The sequence below is a fragment of the Novosphingobium sp. YAF33 genome (assembly GCF_052113265.1).
In the GTDB taxonomy this organism is placed as follows: Bacteria; Pseudomonadota; Alphaproteobacteria; order Sphingomonadales; family Sphingomonadaceae; genus Novosphingobium.
The window spans coordinates 668,779-687,380 of record NZ_JBFRCW010000001.1; the positions used below are offsets into that span (position 1 = coordinate 668,779).

The 18,602-nt window shown below is 68.0% G+C and carries 19 protein-coding genes; 16 read left to right on the forward strand and 3 right to left on the reverse strand.

All coding sequences use genetic code 11. From position 1 onward, the window contains the following. The first annotated feature begins 1 nt into the window (after position 1). The 8 genes from flgG to AB4Z00_RS03120 all read left to right on the forward strand — a co-directional run bounded on the left by flgG (position 2) and on the right by AB4Z00_RS03120 (position 7,084). Positions 2–790 carry a flagellar basal-body rod protein FlgG gene (gene flgG / locus AB4Z00_RS03085; RefSeq protein WP_132268291.1) on the forward strand — a complete coding sequence of 263 codons (789 nt, stop codon included), beginning with the start codon at positions 2–4 and terminating at the stop codon, positions 788–790. 5 nt (positions 791–795) lie between these two features. Continuing rightward, the gene (locus AB4Z00_RS03090) at positions 796–1,467 is read left to right on the forward strand and encodes a flagellar basal body L-ring protein FlgH (protein ID WP_132268289.1); all 672 of its coding nucleotides are present in this window, start codon (positions 796–798) and stop codon (positions 1,465–1,467) included. Continuing rightward, on the forward strand, positions 1,467–2,621 hold the full coding sequence (locus tag AB4Z00_RS03095; protein ID WP_134093921.1) for a flagellar basal body P-ring protein FlgI: 1,155 nt from the start codon (positions 1,467–1,469) through the stop codon (positions 2,619–2,621). The genes AB4Z00_RS03090 and AB4Z00_RS03095 overlap by 1 nt, the downstream gene beginning before the upstream one ends. Further along, positions 2,618–3,037: a rod-binding protein gene (locus tag AB4Z00_RS03100; protein ID WP_442044918.1), complete on the forward strand. Its 420-nt coding sequence runs from the start codon at positions 2,618–2,620 to the stop codon at positions 3,035–3,037. The genes AB4Z00_RS03095 and AB4Z00_RS03100 overlap by 4 nt, the downstream gene beginning before the upstream one ends. Before the next feature lie 3 nt (positions 3,038–3,040). After that, positions 3,041–4,378: a flagellar hook-associated protein FlgK gene (gene flgK, locus AB4Z00_RS03105; protein WP_442044919.1), complete on the forward strand. Its 1,338-nt coding sequence runs from the start codon at positions 3,041–3,043 to the stop codon at positions 4,376–4,378. 7 nt (positions 4,379–4,385) lie between these two features. Then, positions 4,386–5,309 carry a flagellin N-terminal helical domain-containing protein gene (locus tag AB4Z00_RS03110; RefSeq protein ID WP_442044920.1) on the forward strand — a complete coding sequence of 308 codons (924 nt, stop codon included), beginning with the start codon at positions 4,386–4,388 and terminating at the stop codon, positions 5,307–5,309. A 79-nt stretch (positions 5,310–5,388) separates the two neighbouring features. Then, on the forward strand, positions 5,389–6,252 hold the full coding sequence (gene motA / locus AB4Z00_RS03115; RefSeq protein WP_134093918.1) for a flagellar motor stator protein MotA: 864 nt from the start codon (positions 5,389–5,391) through the stop codon (positions 6,250–6,252). A gap of 52 nt (positions 6,253–6,304) precedes the next feature. Next, complete coding sequence (locus AB4Z00_RS03120; protein WP_132268739.1) at positions 6,305–7,084, forward strand: flagellar motor protein MotB; 780 nt, start codon at positions 6,305–6,307, stop codon at positions 7,082–7,084. A 74-nt stretch (positions 7,085–7,158) separates the two neighbouring features. Here the strand turns inward: AB4Z00_RS03120 and AB4Z00_RS03125 are convergent, their stop codons facing one another. Beyond that, positions 7,159–7,533 (reverse strand): hypothetical protein, encoded by a 375-nt coding sequence (locus AB4Z00_RS03125; RefSeq protein ID WP_132268277.1) that lies wholly within the window; start codon positions 7,531–7,533, stop codon positions 7,159–7,161. Positions 7,534–7,731: 198 nt separating this feature from the next. Between AB4Z00_RS03125 and ahpC the strand changes: the two genes are divergently transcribed. Continuing rightward, a complete protein-coding gene (gene ahpC, locus AB4Z00_RS03130) occupies positions 7,732–8,298 on the forward strand; it encodes an alkyl hydroperoxide reductase subunit C (RefSeq protein WP_442044921.1) in 567 nt (188 codons plus the stop codon). A gap of 147 nt (positions 8,299–8,445) precedes the next feature. Then, positions 8,446–10,044, forward strand: coding sequence for an alkyl hydroperoxide reductase subunit F (gene ahpF, locus AB4Z00_RS03135; RefSeq protein WP_442044922.1), 1,599 nt, complete (start codon positions 8,446–8,448; stop codon positions 10,042–10,044). Positions 10,045–10,172: 128 nt separating this feature from the next. On the opposite strand, the gene AB4Z00_RS03140 is transcribed toward ahpF, so the two are convergent. Together AB4Z00_RS03140 and AB4Z00_RS03145 are read right to left on the reverse strand one after the other, a co-directional pair. Further along, positions 10,173–10,862, reverse strand: a complete 690-nt coding sequence (locus tag AB4Z00_RS03140) for a DUF2490 domain-containing protein (protein WP_442044923.1) — start codon at positions 10,860–10,862, stop codon at positions 10,173–10,175. Positions 10,863–11,034: 172 nt separating this feature from the next. Then, positions 11,035–11,859, reverse strand: coding sequence for a flagellin N-terminal helical domain-containing protein (locus tag AB4Z00_RS03145; protein ID WP_442044924.1), 825 nt, complete (start codon positions 11,857–11,859; stop codon positions 11,035–11,037). A gap of 259 nt (positions 11,860–12,118) precedes the next feature. On the opposite strand from AB4Z00_RS03145, the gene AB4Z00_RS03150 reads away from it, so the two are divergent. From AB4Z00_RS03150 to AB4Z00_RS03175, 6 genes are read left to right on the forward strand one after another with little or no spacing between them, the layout of a single operon-like run. Next, positions 12,119–13,447 (forward strand): sigma-54 interaction domain-containing protein, encoded by a 1,329-nt coding sequence (locus tag AB4Z00_RS03150; protein WP_442044925.1) that lies wholly within the window; start codon positions 12,119–12,121, stop codon positions 13,445–13,447. Then, a complete protein-coding gene (fliE, locus tag AB4Z00_RS03155; RefSeq protein ID WP_442044926.1) occupies positions 13,444–13,842 on the forward strand; it encodes a flagellar hook-basal body complex protein FliE in 399 nt (132 codons plus the stop codon). The genes AB4Z00_RS03150 and fliE overlap by 4 nt, the downstream gene beginning before the upstream one ends. Positions 13,843–13,848: 6 nt before the next feature. Continuing rightward, a complete protein-coding gene (gene fliF, locus AB4Z00_RS03160; protein WP_442044927.1) occupies positions 13,849–15,630 on the forward strand; it encodes a flagellar basal-body MS-ring/collar protein FliF in 1,782 nt (593 codons plus the stop codon). Continuing rightward, positions 15,630–16,637: a flagellar motor switch protein FliG gene (gene fliG, locus AB4Z00_RS03165; RefSeq protein ID WP_442044928.1), complete on the forward strand. Its 1,008-nt coding sequence runs from the start codon at positions 15,630–15,632 to the stop codon at positions 16,635–16,637. Before fliF ends, fliG begins: the two co-directional genes overlap by 1 nt. Then, positions 16,630–17,259, forward strand: a complete 630-nt coding sequence (locus tag AB4Z00_RS03170; protein WP_314464189.1) for a FliH/SctL family protein — start codon at positions 16,630–16,632, stop codon at positions 17,257–17,259. The genes fliG and AB4Z00_RS03170 overlap by 8 nt, the downstream gene beginning before the upstream one ends. Positions 17,260–17,275: 16 nt before the next feature. Further along, a complete protein-coding gene (locus AB4Z00_RS03175; protein WP_442044929.1) occupies positions 17,276–18,601 on the forward strand; it encodes a FliI/YscN family ATPase in 1,326 nt (441 codons plus the stop codon). Position 18,602: the final 1 nt, after the last annotated feature.

Consider the following 18,602-nt stretch of genomic DNA (forward strand, 5'->3'; position numbering starts at 1 on the left):
AATGCCCACTTCCGCTTTGCAGGTCGCCCGTACCGGGCTGGAGGCGCAGGACACGCGCATGCGCGTGATCGCCAACAACCTGGCCAACGTCAGCACCACCGCCTTCAAGAAGGACCGCGCCAACTTCGCGACGCTCGCCTACCAAGACGCGCGCGTGGCCGGCGCCCAGTCCTCCAGCGAGACCACGTACGCCACCGGGCTCAACCTCGGCACCGGCGTGGCCGTGCAGTCCACCACCCGGATGGAGACGCAGGGCTCGCTCCAGGCCACCGGCAACAGCTTCGACCTTGCGCTGGACGGCGACGGCTACTTCCAGGTTTCCCTGCCCGGCGGCGAGCTGGCCTATACCCGCGCAGGCAACTTCACGCGCTCGCCGCAGGGCGAACTGGTGACGTCGCAGGGCTATCCCGTGCAGCCCTCGATCACGGTACCCGAAGGCGCGACGACCATCACCGTCTCGGAGGACGGCACCGTTTCGGCGCAAGTGCCCGGCCAGTCGGACCCCAGCCAGCTCGGCCAGCTCACGATCGCCAGCTTCACCAACCCCACCGCGCTCCAGGCCACTTCGGATAACTTCCTCAAGGAAACCGCCGCCAGCGGTCCGGTCCAGCTCGGCATCGCGGGTGAGGAAGGCCGCGGGCATATCCGGCAAGGCATGCTCGAAGGCTCGAACGTCAATATCGTCGAGGAGCTGGTCGACATGATCGAGACCCAGCGCGCCTACGAGATCAATTCGAAGATGGTCTCCGCCGTCGACGAGATGCTGCGCAACGCGAACCAGACGCTCTGACGGCCATGATCCGCAAGATCCTCCTGGCCGGAACGGCGCTCATGGCTCTCGCCGCGCCGGCAGCGCTGGCGAAGAAGCCGCCGAAGCCCTCGGGCTTCGAGCCGACCCTGCCCGCGCCGCCCGCTGCCCTGCCGGGGCCGGCGACCGGCGGGATCTTCAGCGTTTCCGCCGGTTACGCACCGCTCTACGGCGGCACCCGCGCCGCGCGCGTGGGCGATCCCCTGACGATCCTGCTCGTCGAATCGACCAGCGCCGCCAAGACCGCCGGCTCCAAGAGCCAGAAGGGCGGTGGGGCATCGATCACCCCGCCCGCATCGGGGCCGCTGTCATTCCTCAACCCCAATGCCCTTAATGCCAGCTCGTCCTCGACGTTCAATGGTCAGGGCAGCGCGTCGCAGACCAGTTCCCTGAGCGCGACCCTGTCCGTGACCATTGCCGAACTGCGCCCCAACGGGACCGCGCTCGTAAGAGGAGAAAAGAAGATGCTCGTCAGCCAGGGAGACGAATGGGTCCGGTTCTCGGGCATCGTGCGCCTTGCCGACATCGACGAGGACAACCAGGTCGCCTCGACCCGCGTCGCCGACGCCAGGATCGAATATACCGGCAAGGGCGCGATCATGCGCAGCGGCCGCCAAGGCTGGCTCGGCCAGTTCTTCAACATGATCTCGCCGTTCTGATGCCTCGTCCGCCCGCCTCCCGTTCGGCCCCGGCCTCACCTGCCGCGCGCTGGCTGCCCACGCTGCTCGCCGCAGCGCTGGGGGCACTGATCCTGTTCCTGGCGCCGATCCATGCCCATGCCGAGCGCGTGCGCGATCTGGGCCAGTTCCAGGGCGTGCGCAGCAACCAGCTGACCGGCTACGGCGTCGTCGTGGGCCTGCCGGGCACGGGCGACGACAATCTGGAGTATACGACCCAGGCGATGAAGGGCGTTTCCGGCCGCATGGGCCTGACCCTGCCCCCGGGCATCTCGCCGGGGCTCAAGAACGCCGCCGCCGTCATGGTCACTGCGGACCTGCCCGCCTTCTCCAAGCCGGGCCAGCGCATCGACGTGACCGTCTCGACCATCGGCAAGGCCAAGAGCCTGCGCGGCGGGGCGCTGATCCTCACCCCGCTCTACGGGGCGGACGGGCAGATCTATGCGATGGCGCAGGGCAACCTGGCGGTCGGCGGGCTGGGCGTCTCGGCACGCGACGGCTCCAACGTCACCATCAACATCCCGACGGTGGGCCGCATCGCCGAGGGAGCCAGCGTCGAACGCGCGGTCGCCACCGGCTTCGACAGCGGCGACACGCTGCGCTGGAACCTCTTCACTTCCGACTTCCTGACCGCCGCCCGCGTGCGCGACGCCATCAACGGTCGCCTTCCGGGCACGGCGACCGTGGAAGACGGCGTCACCGTCGCGCTGCGCCTGCCGGCCGATCCGGATACCCGCGCCTCGATGATGGCCGCGATCGAGATGATCGACGTGGACCCGGCCGAAACCCCGGCGCGCGTCATCGTCAACAGCCGCACCGGCACCGTGGTCATCAACTCGGCGGTACGCCTCTCACCCGCGGCGATCAGCCACGGCAAGCTGACCGTGCGCATCCAGGAAAACCCCAGCGTGGTCCAGCCCGCGCCTTTCAGCCGGGGCCGGACCGAAGTGGAGCAGCACTCCTCGATCAGCACGGACGAGGAAAAGCGCTCGGTCGCGCTGTTCAAGGGCGGCGCCTCGCTCTCGCGGGTGGTCGATGCCCTCAACATGCTCGGCGTCACGCCATCGGACCTCGTGGCGATCCTGGAGGCCCTGAAGCAGGCCGGCGCCCTCAAAGCGGAAATGGTAGTGATATGAGCACGATCCTCAGCAACCTGCCCGGCATGGCCATCAAGCCCGGCGCCACCGACCGCGAGAAGCTGGCCGTCACCGCCAGGCAGTTCGAGGCCGTCTTCGTGCGGCAGATGCTGGCCGAGGCCCGCAAGACCCACTTCGGCGGCGAACAGTTGCTGGGCGGGCAGGCGCTCGACACCTTCAACCAGATGCAGGACGAGCACTTCGCCGACGTCACCGCGCAAAGCGGCGTGCTGGGCCTGGCCAGGATCATCGAGCAGCAGATGGCGCAGTTCGTGCCGCCCGAAACCACCGGGGCGGCCACGGGCGAGAGTTCCGAAACGACCGGCAAGACCACCAGTCAAGCGGCCAGTCAAACGACCAGTCAAACGGCCAGTCACACCCCCCGGGGCGACGGGACCGGAAAGGACACGAAGTAAGCCATGGCCGCCGATCTCATCACCATTGCCCGCTCCGGCACGCGCGCCGCCCGCGCCGCGCTGGACGTAACGGCGCAGAACATCGCCAATGCTTCGTCCGAAGGCTACGTCCGGCGCAGCGTCTCGCTGTCGGAACTGGCGGTCAATTCGGTCGCCTCCTCGCCCGGCGCGATCAACCTTGCGGGCGTGCGCGTCAGCGGGATCGTGCGCAATGCGGACATGTTCCGCCAGTCGGAAGTGCGCCGCACCGGTTCCGACGCGGCGCGGGCCGGCGCCGAAGTGCAGGGCCTGGAGAACATCGAAAGCGCCGTGGAGCAGACCGGCGTCTACGATGCCATCGTCGGCTTCGAAGCCTCCCTCAAGCAGCTCCTTTCGGATCCCACCGACGGGTCGCTGCGCGCCGCGGCGCTGGAGCAGGGCCGCACGCTGGCGCAGACCTTCAACACCGCCGCCTCCAGCCTGGACGCGGTGGGCGATGGGCTTCGCTTCGAGGCGCAGGACGGCGTCGATTCGGTCAACACCACGGCCCGGGAACTCGCCCGCGTCAACTTGCGGCTCGCCCGCGCGTCCGACGCGTCGAGCGACCGGACCAGCCTGCTCGACCAGCGCGATTCGCTGCTGGAGACGCTGAGCGGACAAGTCGACATCGCCACCAGCTTCGCCTCGGACGGCACTGTGCAAGTGCGGATCGGAGGATCCGGCGGCCCCAGCCTGGTGAGCGGCGGCAACGCCGCGGCCATGACGATGGCCACCGCGGGCGACGGCACGATGTCCTTCATGCTCGGCAGCGCCGCCGCGACGCTGTCCTCGGGCGCGCTGGCGGGCAAGGGACAGGCGCTCACCGAACTTTCGGGCGTGCGCCAGCAGCTTGACGCCATTGCCTCGGGGGTGATCGCGACGATGAACGCGGCGCAGGCCGGCGGGGCCGATCTCGCCGGCGCGAACGGGCAGCCGATCTTCGCGGGCAGCGGCGCCGCCGAGATGAAAGTCGCCCTCGCCAGCGGCAGCCAGATCGCCACCGCTCCCGCCGGATCGGGTGCGAACAGCCGCGACGCCGCCAATCTCGTCGCCATGCGCGGCGCGCTGGACAGTGCCGATCCGGCCGGGGCGATGGACACCCTGCTGTTCGGCATCTCCAGCGCCGTGGCCGGACGCACCGTGACCCGTGACGCGCTCGAATCCATCGCCGGCACCGCCAAAGTCGCGCTCCAGGCCCAGGCCGGCGTCGACCTCGACGAGGAAGCGATCAACCTCACCCGTTTCCAGCAGGCCTATCAGGCTTCGGGCCGGGTCATGCAGGTCGCCGCCGATATCTTCGATTCCATCCTCGCCATCAGGTAATCACGCAATGTCGATCGTATCCACCAGCACCAGCGCCTTCTTCGAACGCGCCCGCCGCGACATGAAGGACTTGCGCACGCAGGCCGAGACCTACCAGTCGCAGATGTCGAGCGGCAGCAAGCTGGAGCGTTCCTCGGACAATCCCGTAGCCGCCTCCCGCCTGCGCGCCCTGGCGCGGCAGGAGAAGCTCTCGGGCATCGACCAGACCAATGCCAACCGCGCCAACGCCGATCTCTCGCTGGCCGATTCGGCGATGACCGACATGGCGGACGCCCTGATACGCGCGCAGGAACTGGCCACCGAGGCATCGAACGCCACGCTTACCGATACCCAGCGCGCCTCGATCGGGCAGGAACTGGACCAGATCTTCGGCAACCTCGTTTCCCTGGCGAATGCACGGGATTCGAACGGCCATGCCCTGTTCGGCGGCGAAAGCGCGGGAGACGCCTATTCGCTCGATGCCACGGGCAAGGCCGTCTACGTCGGCACGCCCGGCGCGGCCGAACTGCCGCTGGGCAACGGGCAGAGCGTCACCCGCTCGATGACCGGCCCCGCCTTCCTGTCGTTCAACGCGGCCGACGGCAGCGCCACCGACCTGATGGCGGTGGTCAAAACGCTCGCGGAAGCACTGCAGGGCGCCTCCACCGATCCGGCCGGTGCGGCGGGCAGTGCCCTGGCAGACCTCAAGACCGGGCTGGACACCCTTTCCACCGGCCAGACCGTGATCGGCACCCGACTGGCATGGATCGAGGTGACCGACGACCGCCGCGTGAACCTGTCGGAACTGCGCGCCTCGGAAGAGACCGACCTGGGCGGCACCGACCTGGCGACCACCCTCGCCCAGCTGCAGGAAACGATGACCGTGCTGGAGGCCAGCCAGGCCAGCTTCACCCGGCTCGCGTCGCTGAACCTCTTCGACCAGCTCGGCTGAGAACGCCTGGCACGCAAGGTTCCCAGGCCGCGTCACCCGCGCGCCGCGGGGACCGCCTGACATACGGGGGACTATCCAGATGTTCGTGATCATCGGCGTCGTCATTCTGCTGGTGATGGTCTTCGGCGGCTTCGCGATCACCGGCGGCGCACTCGGTCCGGTGATGGAGGCCATTCCGCACGAGATGCTCATCATCGGCGGCGCGGCGGTCGGGGCGATCGTCACCGGCAATTCGATGCACGAGATCAAGGGCCTCGGCGGCGGGCTGAAGAAAGTGTTCAAGGGCCCGCGCCATAACCGGCAGGACCATATCGACGCGATCATCCTCACCACCCGGCTGATGAAGATCCTGCGTTCCGAAGGCCCCGTGGCGCTGGAAAGCCATGTCAACGACCCCAAGGCCTCCTCCCTCTTCGCCGAATTTCCGCGCCTTCTGGCAAACGATCCGCTCGTCCACCTGATCTGCGACACGCTGACACTGATCGTCGTTTCGTCCGGCACGCTGGAAGTGCACGCGGTGGAGGACGTGATGGACAATGCCATGAAGACTCATTTCCACGAGATTCACGAGCCGCAACACGCGCTTCAGGGCCTTGCCGATGCACTGCCGGCGCTGGGTATCGTCGCGGCCGTGCTCGGCGTGGTGAAGACCATGGGCTCGATCGACAAGCCGCCCTCGATCCTGGGCGCGATGATCGGTTCCGCGCTGGTCGGGACGTTCATGGGCGTGCTCCTGGCCTATGGCATCGTCGCGCCGCTGGCCGGGCGGCTGAAGCAGGTGCTGGAGCAGGACGAGCAGATCTTCCAGGCGGTGAAGCAGGTGATCATCGCCTCGCTTCACGGCTGGCCGCAGCCGCTGGTGGTGGAATCGGCCCGCTCCGGCCTGGGCCATGCCTTCCGCCCCGGGCTAGCCGAACTGCTCGATGCGATGAGGGGACGCTGACGTGGCCAAGAAGCCGGAGCCGCCCCGCCCGATCATCGTCAAGAAGATCACGATGGTCGCGGCCGGCCACCACGGCGGCGCCTGGAAGGTCGCCTATGCCGATTTCGTGACGGCGATGATGGCGTTCTTCCTGCTGCTCTGGATCCTGGGCGCCACCACCGAGAAGCAGCGGCGCGGCATTGCCGACTATTTCACGCCCACGCTCGTCAAGACCAAGCAGGGCAGCGCCGGTTCGGGCCGCGGGGTGCTGGGGGGCGGGTCGCTCACCGAAGTCGACAACTATCCCTTCAAGTCAGGGCAGACCGGCACCAAGACCCTCACCATCCCGCGCGATGCGACCGGCGGCCCCAAGGAGGGCGGCTCCAAGGTCAAGCGCACCGCGCGGGCGAAGGAGGCGCTGCAGAAGAAGCTCGCCTCCTCCGAGCGCCTGCGCCGCCTTGCCCGGCAGGTCCGCATGGTGGACACCACCCAGGGCGTGCGGATCGACATGGTGGACGATGCCGATTTCTCGATGTTCCGGTTGGGCACCACGATCCTGACGCCCCAGGCCGGCGAGCTGCTGTCGGCCATTGCCGAGGCCATCGGGCCGGATCGGGGCGCGCTGACGATCCGGGGCCATACTGACGCCTTGCCCTACAGGCAGGGCATTCCGGGCAACAACTGGTCGCTCTCGGCCGGCCGCGCCGAGACCACCCGCCAGCAACTGATCCGCGACGGCGTGGAAAGCGCGCGGTTCAAACGGATCGAGGGCGTGGCCGATACCGAACTGCTGATCCCCGCCGACCCGCACGACCCCAGAAACCGGCGCATTTCCATCACGCTGGCGGATTGACGGGTTCGAAACCGGATGGAGGTCGGAACCTGCCGAAGCGAAGCGCAGAAGCGACGGCCGAAGCGCAGAGCCCCCTAGCGCATCTGCGCGTCGGGTAGCGGCGCGGTGCGCGCCTCCAGCCGGCCGGCGCCGCGATAGACCAGCGCGCAGCTCGAACTCCCGGCGCAGAGGCCGTGCACCGGCGCAAGGGCACGGGTGCCGTAGCGATAGGTCAGCCCGCCCTGAGTGATCTCCAGCCCGGAAATGTCGCGCATGCGGTGCTCGCGGGCGAGCAGCACGGCATTTCCCCGAAGCACCGGCGCCCAGCCCGACCACTGGTCGTAAAGGCGGTGATGATAGCGGAACGTCAGGTTGCCGGAGGCGCGATTGTCCAGCGAGGTCGGCCAGCCGTCACATCCCGCGAGCGACGCGCAGGCTGCCAGCAGCAGCGCAAGTCGTATCGTTTTCATGGGCCGCTGTTGCCCGATCTGCTGCCCGGTCGCACGAGATTTCGGCACCTTGCGCGTTTTATCGACAGAAACGTTCAGTCCACCGCCACTGATCGGTCAATCCGATCAAGCCAATCGGATCAACGCCCTACACATCGTCACACGAGGGCCCTATCTCCCTCCTCGAACTTCAACACCCAATCGAGGGAGATCATATCCATGGGTATCGTCGGCAGCCAGATCAAGCCGTTCAAGAACACCGCTTTCCAGGCAGGCAAGGACTTCTTCGACGTCACCGAAGCAGACATCGCCGGCAAGTGGGCCGTGTTCTTCTTCTACCCCGCTGACTTCACCTTCGTCTGCCCCACCGAGCTGGAAGACCTCGGCGAGCAGTACGAAACCCTTCAGGGCCTTGGCGTCGAAGTCTTCGGCGTTTCGACCGACACGCACTTCAGCCACAAGGCCTGGCACGACACCTCGGACAAGATCGRCAAGATCAAGTACGCGTTCCTCGGTGACCAGAACCACGCCCTGACCAACAACTTCGGCGTGCTGCGCGAAGGCGTTGGCCTGGCCGACCGCGCCACCTTCGTGGTCGATCCGGACGGCGTGATCCAGCTGGTCGAAATCACCCCCGAGGGCGTGGGCCGCAACGCGGTCGAACTCGTCCGCAAGATCAAGGCCGCCAAGTACTGGCGCGAGCACCCCGGCCAGGTCTGCCCGGCCAAGTGGGAAGAAGGCGCTGAAACGCTTGCTCCCTCGCTCGACCTCGTCGGCAAGCTCTAAGACTATCCGCGACACCCTTAGGGTCGCGTGAAGGTGCGCGGCCCGGGGCTTCCCTCTCCCGGTGCCGCGCCCTCACGGCGCGGCCACGCGGAACCGAAGCCCCGGCCGCCCCTTTTTCCCAACGCATTTCCAAAGGACGCAAAGACCATGCTCGACGCCAACCTGAAGCAACAGCTCTCGCAATATCTCGGCATGCTGCGCGAGCCGATCGAGCTCGTCGCCTCCCTTGGCGATGACGCAAAGTCCACCGATACCCGCGAGCTGCTGACCGTGATCGCCTCGCTCTCGGACAAGGTCACCGCCACGTTCGACGGCGACGACAAGCGCCGCCCCAGTTTCATCATCCGCCGCGCGAGCGACGCAGGCGCCTGGGTCCGCTTCGCAGGTCTGCCGCTCGGCCATGAATTCACCTCGCTGGTCCTCGCCCTGCTCTGGGCCGGCGGCCATCCGCCCAAGGTTTCCGACGAGGCACTCGAAATCGCCCGCGCCATCGAGGGCGAGCACGAGTTCGAGATGTACTTCTCGCTCTCCTGCCACAACTGCCCCGACGTGGTTCAGGCACTGACCCTGCTCGCGCTCAACAACCCGCATGTGAACGCCACCCTGATCGAGGGCGGCACGTTCCAGGCGGAAGTCGACGAGCGCGGCGTCATGGCGGTCCCCGCCGTCTTCCTGAACGGCAAGATGTGGGGTTCGGGCAAGATGAGCATCGAGGAGATCCTCGCCAAGCTCGACACCGGCGCCGATGCCAAGGCCGCCGCTATGCTGGCGGGCAAGAAGCCTTTCGAAGTGCTCGTGGTCGGCGGCGGCCCCGCCGGGGCCTCGGCCGCGATCTATACCGCGCGCAAGGGCTTCTCGACCGGCGTGGTCGCCGAACGCTTCGGCGGCCAGGTGCAGGACACCATGGGCATCGAGAACTTCATCTCGGTTCCCTATACCGAAGGCCCCAAGCTGGCCGCCGCGCTGGAATCGCATGTCGCTGAATACGATATCGACGTGATGAACCTGCAGCGCGCCGAAAAGCTGATCCCGGCCAGGGAACTCGGCGGCTATCACGAAGTGGTCTTCGCCAACGGCGCCTCGCTCAAGGCCCGTTCGCTGGTGCTGACCACCGGTGCCCGCTGGCGCAACCTGGGCGTGCCCGGCGAGGCGGAGTACAAGAACAAGGGCGTGGCCTATTGCCCGCACTGCGACGGCCCGCTGTTCAAGGGCAAGCGCGTGGCGGTGATCGGCGGCGGCAACTCCGGCGTGGAAGCCGCGATCGACCTGGCCAATATCGTCGGCCACGTCACCCTGATCGAATTCGACTCGCAACTGCGCGCCGACCAGGTCCTGGTCGACAAGCTGAAGTCGATGAAGAACGTGGTGATCCTCACCAGCGCCCAGACCACCGAGGTCGAAGGCGACGGCGAGAAGGTCAATGCCCTGGTCTACAAGAACCGCGAGACCGGCGAAGAGCACAAGGTCGAGCTGGAAGGCGTGTTCGTCCAGATCGGACTGGTGCCCAATACCGAATGGCTCAAGGACTCCGGCGTGGAACTGACGGGTCGCGGCGAGATCGTGATCGACGACAAGGCGGCCACCAACCTGCCCGGCATTTTCGCGGCGGGCGACGTGACCACGGTGCCTTACAAGCAGATCATCATCGCCATGGGCGAAGGTTCGAAGGCGGCCCTCTCGGCCTTCGACTACCTGATCCGCAACGAAGCACCGGAAGAGATCGCGCAGGCGGCGCAGGCCGCCTGAGCGAAACACCGCGAAGAACAAAAAACGGGCGGGGGTCGCGAGACTTCCGCCCGTTCTGTCATGCGCTTATGCCAGGGCGATGGGGCTGGGACATAGGCAAGCCGTCCGCTGTCCCGGCGGAAGCCCGCTCAGTGCCGGAAGAACAGCGAGACCGAAGCGACGTGGTTCACCCGCGTCCGTCCGCGAGTCTGGTCGATCACCTGGTTGAGATAGCCCAGTTCCACGGTCGTTGCGTCCTTCACGCCGAGTTCCACGCCGACGAAGGAGCGCAACTGGTCGAACCCGCCGCGCGCGCCCCCGTCGGTGTCGTTCAGCGCCAGGAACCCTTCGGCATAGACCAGCGCGTTGACGGTATTGGTGCCCGGCTTCAGCGGCTTTTCGTAACGCAGCATCTCGCGCAGGCGCCAGCCCGTGTCGCCGCCGTCCGAACGCCAGCGCTGTTCGAAACGGGTGCGCGACGAGAGTTCGCCGCCCCAGGGCTTGCCCATGAGCCAGCCCAACTGCTGGAAGCTGCGCTCCTCGTTCACGTCGCGGCCGCCATCCACCGGCACGACGATATGGGCATAACCCTGGTAGAGCGTGACCGCCGGGGACAGTTTCAGCCCTATCGCGCCGCGCAGGAGAAGCTGGTCCAGCCGTGAAGCGCCGTCGCCCATGCGCGGCTGAACTTCGGCAAAATAGACCATGTCGCCGGCAATCGGCCCCATTGCCGTAAGATTGACCCAGACCTGTTCGTCCTCGCGCGTTTCAGCCGCGGCAGGGGCGGCAAGCGCCGGGAACACAGCGACGGCAAGGGAGCAGGCAAGAAAGCGGCGCATGATCGGTCCGGGTTTCGGGAACGGGAACCAGGGTCTTTATGAACCGCCTGTTTCCGCGCCGTTTCCCTGCCATGTTCGCTGATGGCTCACGCACGCAAACGGGCCCGGCGCGTGGGGGTTGCGCCGGGCCCTGCAGCGAGCCCGCTGAGGGCCGCCGGCTTGTCCTGCGTGCTTAGCGCAGCAGCGACAGCACGTTCTGCTGGCTCTGGTTGGCCTGCGCGATCATTGCTGTCGAGGCCTGGCTGAGGATCTGCGCCTTGGCCATCTGCGTGGTTTCCGTCGAATAGTCGGCATCCTCGATGCGCGACTTCGCGTCGGACAGGTTGGTGACGTTGTTGGTCAGGTTGTTGACCGCCGATTCGAGACGGTTCTGCCCCGCGCCGAGCGAGGCGCGCGTCTTGTTCACGTCCGCAAGGGCAAGGTCGACGTTATCGATCGTGTCCGAAGCGGCCGAGTCGCTCGATACGTCCAGCGCCGAGGCATTGATATTGGTGCCGTTGATCGCGGAAGAGGTCAGCGTGATCGTCTCGCCCGAATTGGCGCCGGTCTGGATGTCGAACGTGACATCGGTGCCCGACGTGGTCGAGAACAGCGTGTTGCCGTTGAAAGTGGTGTCGGAAAGGATGTCGCCGATCTGGCTGGTCAGCGCCGTCACTTCCGACTGCATGGCATCGCGGTCGCTGTCCTGGTACGTGCCCGAGGACGACTGGATCGCCAGTTCGCGCACGCGCTGAAGCATGTTCGACACTTCCGACAGCGCGCCTTCGGCGGTCTGCGCCAGCGAGATGCCGTCGTTGGCGTTGCGGATGCCCTGGCTCATGCCGCGGACTTGCGCGGTCATCGAGGTGGAGATGGCGAGGCCGGCGGCATCGTCCTTGGCCGAATTGATGCGCTTGCCGGTCGACAGGCGCTCCATGGCGGTGCCGAGCATCTTGTTGGCGGAGGTCGAGGCATTCGCAGCGCGAATCGCGCTGATGTTGGTGTTGATGACAGACATGGTTGTGGCTCCCGTTGAGTGTCCCGATGAGGAAACAGCCTCTGCCGGCCCATCCGGCGCGGCTGTCGAGACAAAGACCGGCAGGTCGAGGGCGAATTTAAGCCCGCATCCGGCACGGCTCGTCCCTGCAAACCCACGGAGCTGCGCCGAAATTTACCTTCACTAGGGGTCGCTACGGGGCCTTAAATTTCCCAAAGATTCGCCGTTACGCACGCATATCGATCCCCGCCAATGCATTAATCCCACGGGGACGAGAAACATGGTCGAACTGGTTTTCGACACGGAATTCAACCGGCGCCACGGGCCGCTTGCCCATCGCGCTGCCGCCATTGCCGGATCGCTGTTCGATTGTTCGGCAATCGCCCTGCGCGATGCGGCGGACGAGACGATCGGGTCCGGCCCGGTCGCCGCTCCCGCGCGCGAACGCGTGGTGCGGCTCTCGCGCGGTATCCAGCCGGTCCTGTCCCGCAAGACCGCAGCCCTCACCGATGTCGTCTATGCCGACCCCATCGGCGAGGCATCGCTGGCGATGCTGCTGGCGGCCATGGCCGGCCCGGACGATCCGATCGCGGCCGATCCCGAAAGCCTTTCGGTCTTCGCCCTGGCCGACCGCCTGGCGAACAGCGACATTCCCGTGCTCGTCAACGGACCGACCGGCACCGGCAAGGAAGTGCTCAGCCGCTTCATCCATGCCCGCAGCCCGCGGCGCGACGGCCCCTTCATCGCCGTCAACTGCGCCGCCATGCCGGAAACCATGCTGGAGGCCATGCTGTTCGGTCACCAGAAGGGCGCCTTCACCGGCGCCACCCAGGCCAGCGAAGGCTTCATGCGCGCGGCCGACGGCGGCACGCTGCTGCTCGACGAGATCGCCGAACTGCCGCTGCCGCTCCAGGCCAAGCTGCTGCGCGCGTTGCAGGAGCAGGAAGTCGTGCCGATCGGCGCGACCCGGCCGATCAAGGTGGACTTGCGCGTGATCGCCTGCGCCAACCGCGACTTGCCCACCGAAGTCGCCGAGGGCCGCTTCCGCGCCGACCTCTACTACCGGCTCAACGTTTTCCCCCTCACCTTGCGGCCCTTGCGGGAGCGCCCGGATGACATCGCCCCGCTGGCCTTCGCCATGGCCCTGCGCCACGCCCCGGATCCGGCGCGCGTGCCCTGCCTGAACGATGCGGCGCTGGCGATGCTCAAGCTCCACTCCTGGCCCGGCAATGTGCGCGAACTGGAAAACGTCATCCGCCGCGCGATGCTCCTTGCCCACGGAAAGACCATGATCGCCCCCGAACACATCGCTTTCGACAGCCCCGCCCGGCTGCTGCCTTCCGCCATGCCCGCGCTGCATCATGGCGCCCTGCCCGGTACCGAGCCCTTCGACATCGACGGCAACCGCAAGCTCGCCAGCATCGTCCAGAACTCCGAGGCCCGCGCCATCGTGGAAACGCTGGAAGCCTGCGGCGGCAACCGGGTACGCGCCGCCCGTGAACTCGGCATTTCCGAGCGGACCTTGCGCTACCGCCTCGCCTCGCTGCGCGAAGCCGGGATCGACCTTGGCCCCAACACTCCGCGCGGCGCGGTGGGAGGCCTGCGATGAGCACGGTCCCCGGCCTTTCCGGCGCTGCGCTGCCCGGCAGCGGGGGCGGCATCCAGCAGATCATGGCGATGCGCCAGCAGATCATCCAACGCAGCGATCTGCTCCAGCAGATCCACGCCGCACAAGGCAGCGGAACGGCGAATGCCGTCGGCGGCCCGCAAGTACAGCCCGCCGGACAGGGTTTCGTCGACACGCTCAAGTCCGCGCTGGACGGCGTCAACGCCGTGCAGGCCCGCGCCGAAGGCGTGACCGACGCCTACCAGAAAGGCGAAGTGACCGACGTGGCGAAAGTCATGCTCGCGCGGCAGGAAGCCGGCGTCGCCTTCGAGGCGACCATGCAGGTCCGCAACAAGCTGCTGTCCGCGTACCAGGACATCATGCGGATGGGAGTCTGATCCGAAATGGCCGACCTCGTTCCCGCCCCCGCGACTTATGCCGGCACCGCACAGCTTCCCGCGACCGGCTCCCTCTTCGCGCCCTTCACCGATCGGTCCGGTGGATCGGTGCTGACCCGCCTCGGCACCTTCACCGCGCAGCCGGGCGTGAAGAAAATGCTGCCCGCCTTCATCGGCCTGGCCGCGATAGGCGGCGCCTTGCTGGCCTGGGCGACTCTCGCCCCCTCGCCGCAGCGCGTGCTCTATGCACAGCTGGACGATTCCGACCGGGCGGGCGTTGCCGCCGCGCTCGAACAGGCCGGGATCGGCTACCGCATCGACAACCAGACCGGCGCGCTCACCGTGGGCGAGGGCGATTTCTACAAGGCCCGCATGCTGGTCGCTTCGGACGGCGCCCTGGCCGCTCCCGAAAGTGGCGACCAGATGCTGGACAAACTGCCGATGGGCGCCAGTCGCACGCTGGAGGGCGAGCGCCTGCGCTCCGCCCGCGAGCACGACCTGCAACTGACCATCGGCGAGATCGACGGAGTGGAATCGGTCCGCGTCCATGTGGCGGCGGGTGAAAAGTCGGTCTTCGTGCGTGACAACGTGGCGCCGACCGCCTCGGTCATGGTGCGCCTCAAGGCGGGCCGCCAGCTTTCCGCAAGCCAGGTCTCCGCGATCGTGAATCTGGTCGCCAGTTCGGTGCCGGGGCTTTCGCCGGACGCGGTGAAAGTGGTGGACCAGCACGGGCAGTTGCTCTCGCAGGGCGGCGGCGCGGAAGCGGACCGGATCGACCTGCAATCGCGGCTGGAATCGAAGATCCGCGAACAGGTTTCGGGCCTGCTGGCGCCGGTGCTCGGCCCTGACAACTTCACCACCGAGGCGCAAGTCGCGCTCGACATGGACGACGTGACTTCCGCGCGCGAAAGCTACGACAAGGACGGCGCCGTGCGCAGCGAAACGCAGGAACAGTCGCAATCGACCGGCTCCGGCCCTGCCGCGGGCGTTCCCGGCGTGCTCTCCAACACCCCCCCGCCCGCCACGCAGGCGCGCCCCGGCCCGCCGCGGGGCACCCAGCCCAGCCCTACGGCCACCCCACCAACCAACGGCGAGACCTCGTCCAGCCGGACATACGAACTGGGGCGGCAGGTCTCGGTGGCCAATACCCGGCCGGGCGGCATCAAGCGCATCTCCGTGGCCGTGGCGATCAAGGCCGATGCCATGAAGGGCGCGCGGGCGCAGGACGTGCAGGATATCCAGTCGCTGGTCAGCGCCGCCGTCGGCGCCGACCCGCAGCGCGGCGACCAGGTGAAAGTGGTCATGCGCAAGTTCGAGCCGGTGGGCGAAAGCGCCACACCGTTCTACGAGGCGCCGTGGTTCGCCATGGTGGTGCGCAACGGCGCGGCCTTGCTGGCGGTGCTGATGGTCCTGCTGCTGGGCGTGCGCCCCCTGATCCGCGCCATGCGGGGCGACAAGCCCGTGCCGAAGAAGCGCAAGGGCCGCAAGAACAGCAAGCTTGGCGAAGACGGCGAGGCGGAGGACGGGTCCGACGCCCTCGGCCCCATCGCGGAACGCAGCCTCGAAGCGCTGGTACCGGCCGGCAGCCTGCCGCTCCGCCCCGAGATTCCCGGCGCGGACGGCCTCGATATCGACTTGCGCCGCGCCGACCTGCTCTCCCGACAGGTCAATCTGGCCCAGCGCCTGGTCACCGAAAGGCCGGACAATGCCGTGGCCGCGCTCCGCCAGATGATCAACGAGCCCGCCGCGGAAACCGCCTCCGACAAGGCACGGGCCAAGGCCGCCTGATGAGCGAGACCGCCCCCCTGCGCGCGCCTGACAGCGCAGCGATCATGATGATGCTGCTCGACGAGGACCAGACGAGCCGCATCCTTTCCGAACTCGAACCGGACGAACTTCGCCGCCTTGGCGAAAAGATGTGCGCGCTGGGGGAGATCGGCCCCGAGGTGATCGCCGAGGCCATCGCCGGCTTCGTCGCCAAGACCGAGGCGCTCGGTCTCGTCGCGCACGACCGGGTCGGCCAAGTGCGGGGCATGATCACGCGCGCGGTGGGCGAAGTGAAGGCGGACAACGTGATGCGCCGCATCCTGCCCGCCGCGCCTCTGCACTCCACGCTCGAACTGGCGCGCTGGCTGACCCCGGATTCGCTGGTGCCGCTGGTGCGCGGCGAACATCCGCAGGCGATCGCCGTGTTGCTGGTGCAGCTCGATCCCGAGGTGGCCGCTGCCGTGCTCCATGCGCTGCCGCCCCCGGAACAGCCAGAGATCGTCCACCGCATCGCCACCCTGGGGCCGGTATCCCCGCAGGCGATCCTGATGCTGGAGGAACTGCTGGCCCGCCGCATCGCCGAGTGCCACGGCCAGCGCCCGCTCGCCATCGGCGGCGCGCGCGAGGCGGCGGAAATCATCAACGGCGTCGGCAAAGTCGTCGAAAAGCGCGTGCTGGGCGAACTCACCCGCCGCGACAAGGTCCTCGCCCGCCGCATCGAGGAGGAGATGTTCAAGTTCGAGCACCTCTTCGTACTCGATGCCAAGTCGATGGGCACATTGCTGCGCGACGTCCCCAACGACACGCTGATCGACGCGCTCAAGGGCGTGAGCGAGGAGGAGCGCGAGCTGTTCTTCCGCGCCATGTCCAGCCGCGCCGCCGACGGCGTGAAGGACGAGATCGTCGCGCGCGGGCGCACCCGCCTGGCCGATGTCGTCGCCGCGCAGAAGGAAGTCGTGGCCATAGCCCGCCGCCTGGCGGCCGACGGCGCCATCGCCTTCGGTTCGGGGGACGACGACTATGTCTGACCTCGGCTTCTTCGTCCGCCGCCCCGGCAAGCGGCTGATCGACGCGCTTGCGCAGCCCGCCGGCTTCCAGCCCGACTTGCGCTTCGGCGGCACCTTGCACCTCGGCCCTTCCGAGCCGGAGCCGCCGCCCACGGTGGTCCCGGTCGAGGCGGCGGATCCTGTCGGAGAGGCCTTCAGCCACGGCTTTGCCATGGGTCACGAGCAGGCCGCCCGGGAAGCGCAGCAGCGCGCGGAGGCCGAAGATGCCGCGCGGGATGGCCTTTCGCTCGCCTTTGCGCGCCTGGACGAAGTGCTGGAGGAGGAACTCCGCCTGCGCCTGCGCGATACCGTGGCCGCGCTCTGCGAAGCGGCCGTCGCGCCCCTTGCGATCGAGCCGGAAGCGCTGCTGCGCCGCGTCGGCGTGGCAGTCTCGATGCTTTCCCGCGCCGAGGACGAGCGGCTGATCCGCCTTCACCCCGAAGATCTCAAACTGGTGTCGCCGCGGCTTTCCGCCGAGTGGCAGGTCCAGCCCGACACCTCGCTCGAACGCGGTACTGTCCGCATCGAAACGGCGACCGGGGGGGTCGAGGACGGTCCCGCCAACTGGCGCCGCGCGATTGCCGAGGCCTTGCACCGCTGCTGAAAGGGTCCGCCGGCCGATGCTGAAGCTCTGGGAACCGATCCTTGCCGATCTTGCCGCCGGGCCGCTCGATCTCGGCCCGCGCCGCTTCGGGCTGGTGGCCGCCTGCGACGGCGGGCTGCTGGAAGTCAGCGGGCTTTCCGTGCCGGTCGGCGCGATGTGCCGCGTGTCGCATGCGCCGGGCCAGTCGCTGGCGGCCGAAGTGATCGGCTTCCGCAACGGTAGGACGATGATGATGCTTCTGGGCGACATGATCCTGCTGCGCCCCGGCGCGCGGGTCTGGGCGGAAGGACGGCCCGGCCTGCTCCCGGTCGGAGAGGCCTTCCTCGGCCGCGCCGTCGATGGCGAGGGTCTGCCGATCGACGGGGGCTTCTCGATCCACAGCCGCATGGAATGGCCCTCGGGCGGAGTGCGGACATCCGCGCTCGATCGCAGCCCGGTGCGCCTGCCCTTCGACACCGGGGTGCGCGCCCTCAATGCCCTCACCACCTTCGGGGTCGGCCAGCGCATCGGCGTGATGGCCGGATCGGGCGTCGGCAAATCCGTGCTGATCGACATGATCGCGCGCGGCGCCTCGGCCGATATCGTCATCGTCGGCCTGATCGGCGAGCGCGCGCGCGAAGTGTCGGACTTCGTGGAGCGGCACATGAACGCCGCGAAGAAGGACAAGACGGTGGTGGTCGCCGTGCCCGCCGATCACGCGCCCAATCTTCGCCTGCGCGGGGCCATGCTCGCCACGTCGATGGCCGAGCACTTCCGTGCGCGCGGCCGCCGCGTGCTGCTCATCATGGACAGCCTCACCCGCGTCGCCCATGCCGCGCGCGAGATCGGCCTTCTGCTTGGCGAGCCCGGAGCGGCGCGCGGATACCCGCCCTCCGCCCTCGCCACGATCACCAAGCTGGTGGAGCGGGCGGGCAATTCGGCAGCTTCGGGCGGATCGGTCACGGGGCTCTACACCGTGCTCGCGGATGGCGACAACCAGGACGACCCGGTGGTCGACACCGCCCGCTCGATCCTCGATGGGCACATCGTCCTCTCGCGCGATCTGGCGCAGCGCGGGCAATATCCCGCGGTGGACATCGCCGCCTCGCTCAGCCGGGTCATGAACGACATCGTGCCGCCCGAACACCAGCAGCTTGCCCGCCAGTTCCGCGCACTGACAGCGAGTTACGAGGCCAATCGCGACCTCGTGCTGATGGGAGCCTACCGCGCGGGCGCCGACCCGCAGCTCGATCGCGCCATCGCCATGCACGAGCGGCTGGCCGCCTTCCTCGGCCAGCCCCAGGGCGACATCGTCGACCTGGGGCGCAGCGCCGCGCAGCTCGCGGCCCTGCTTGGAGGCTGAC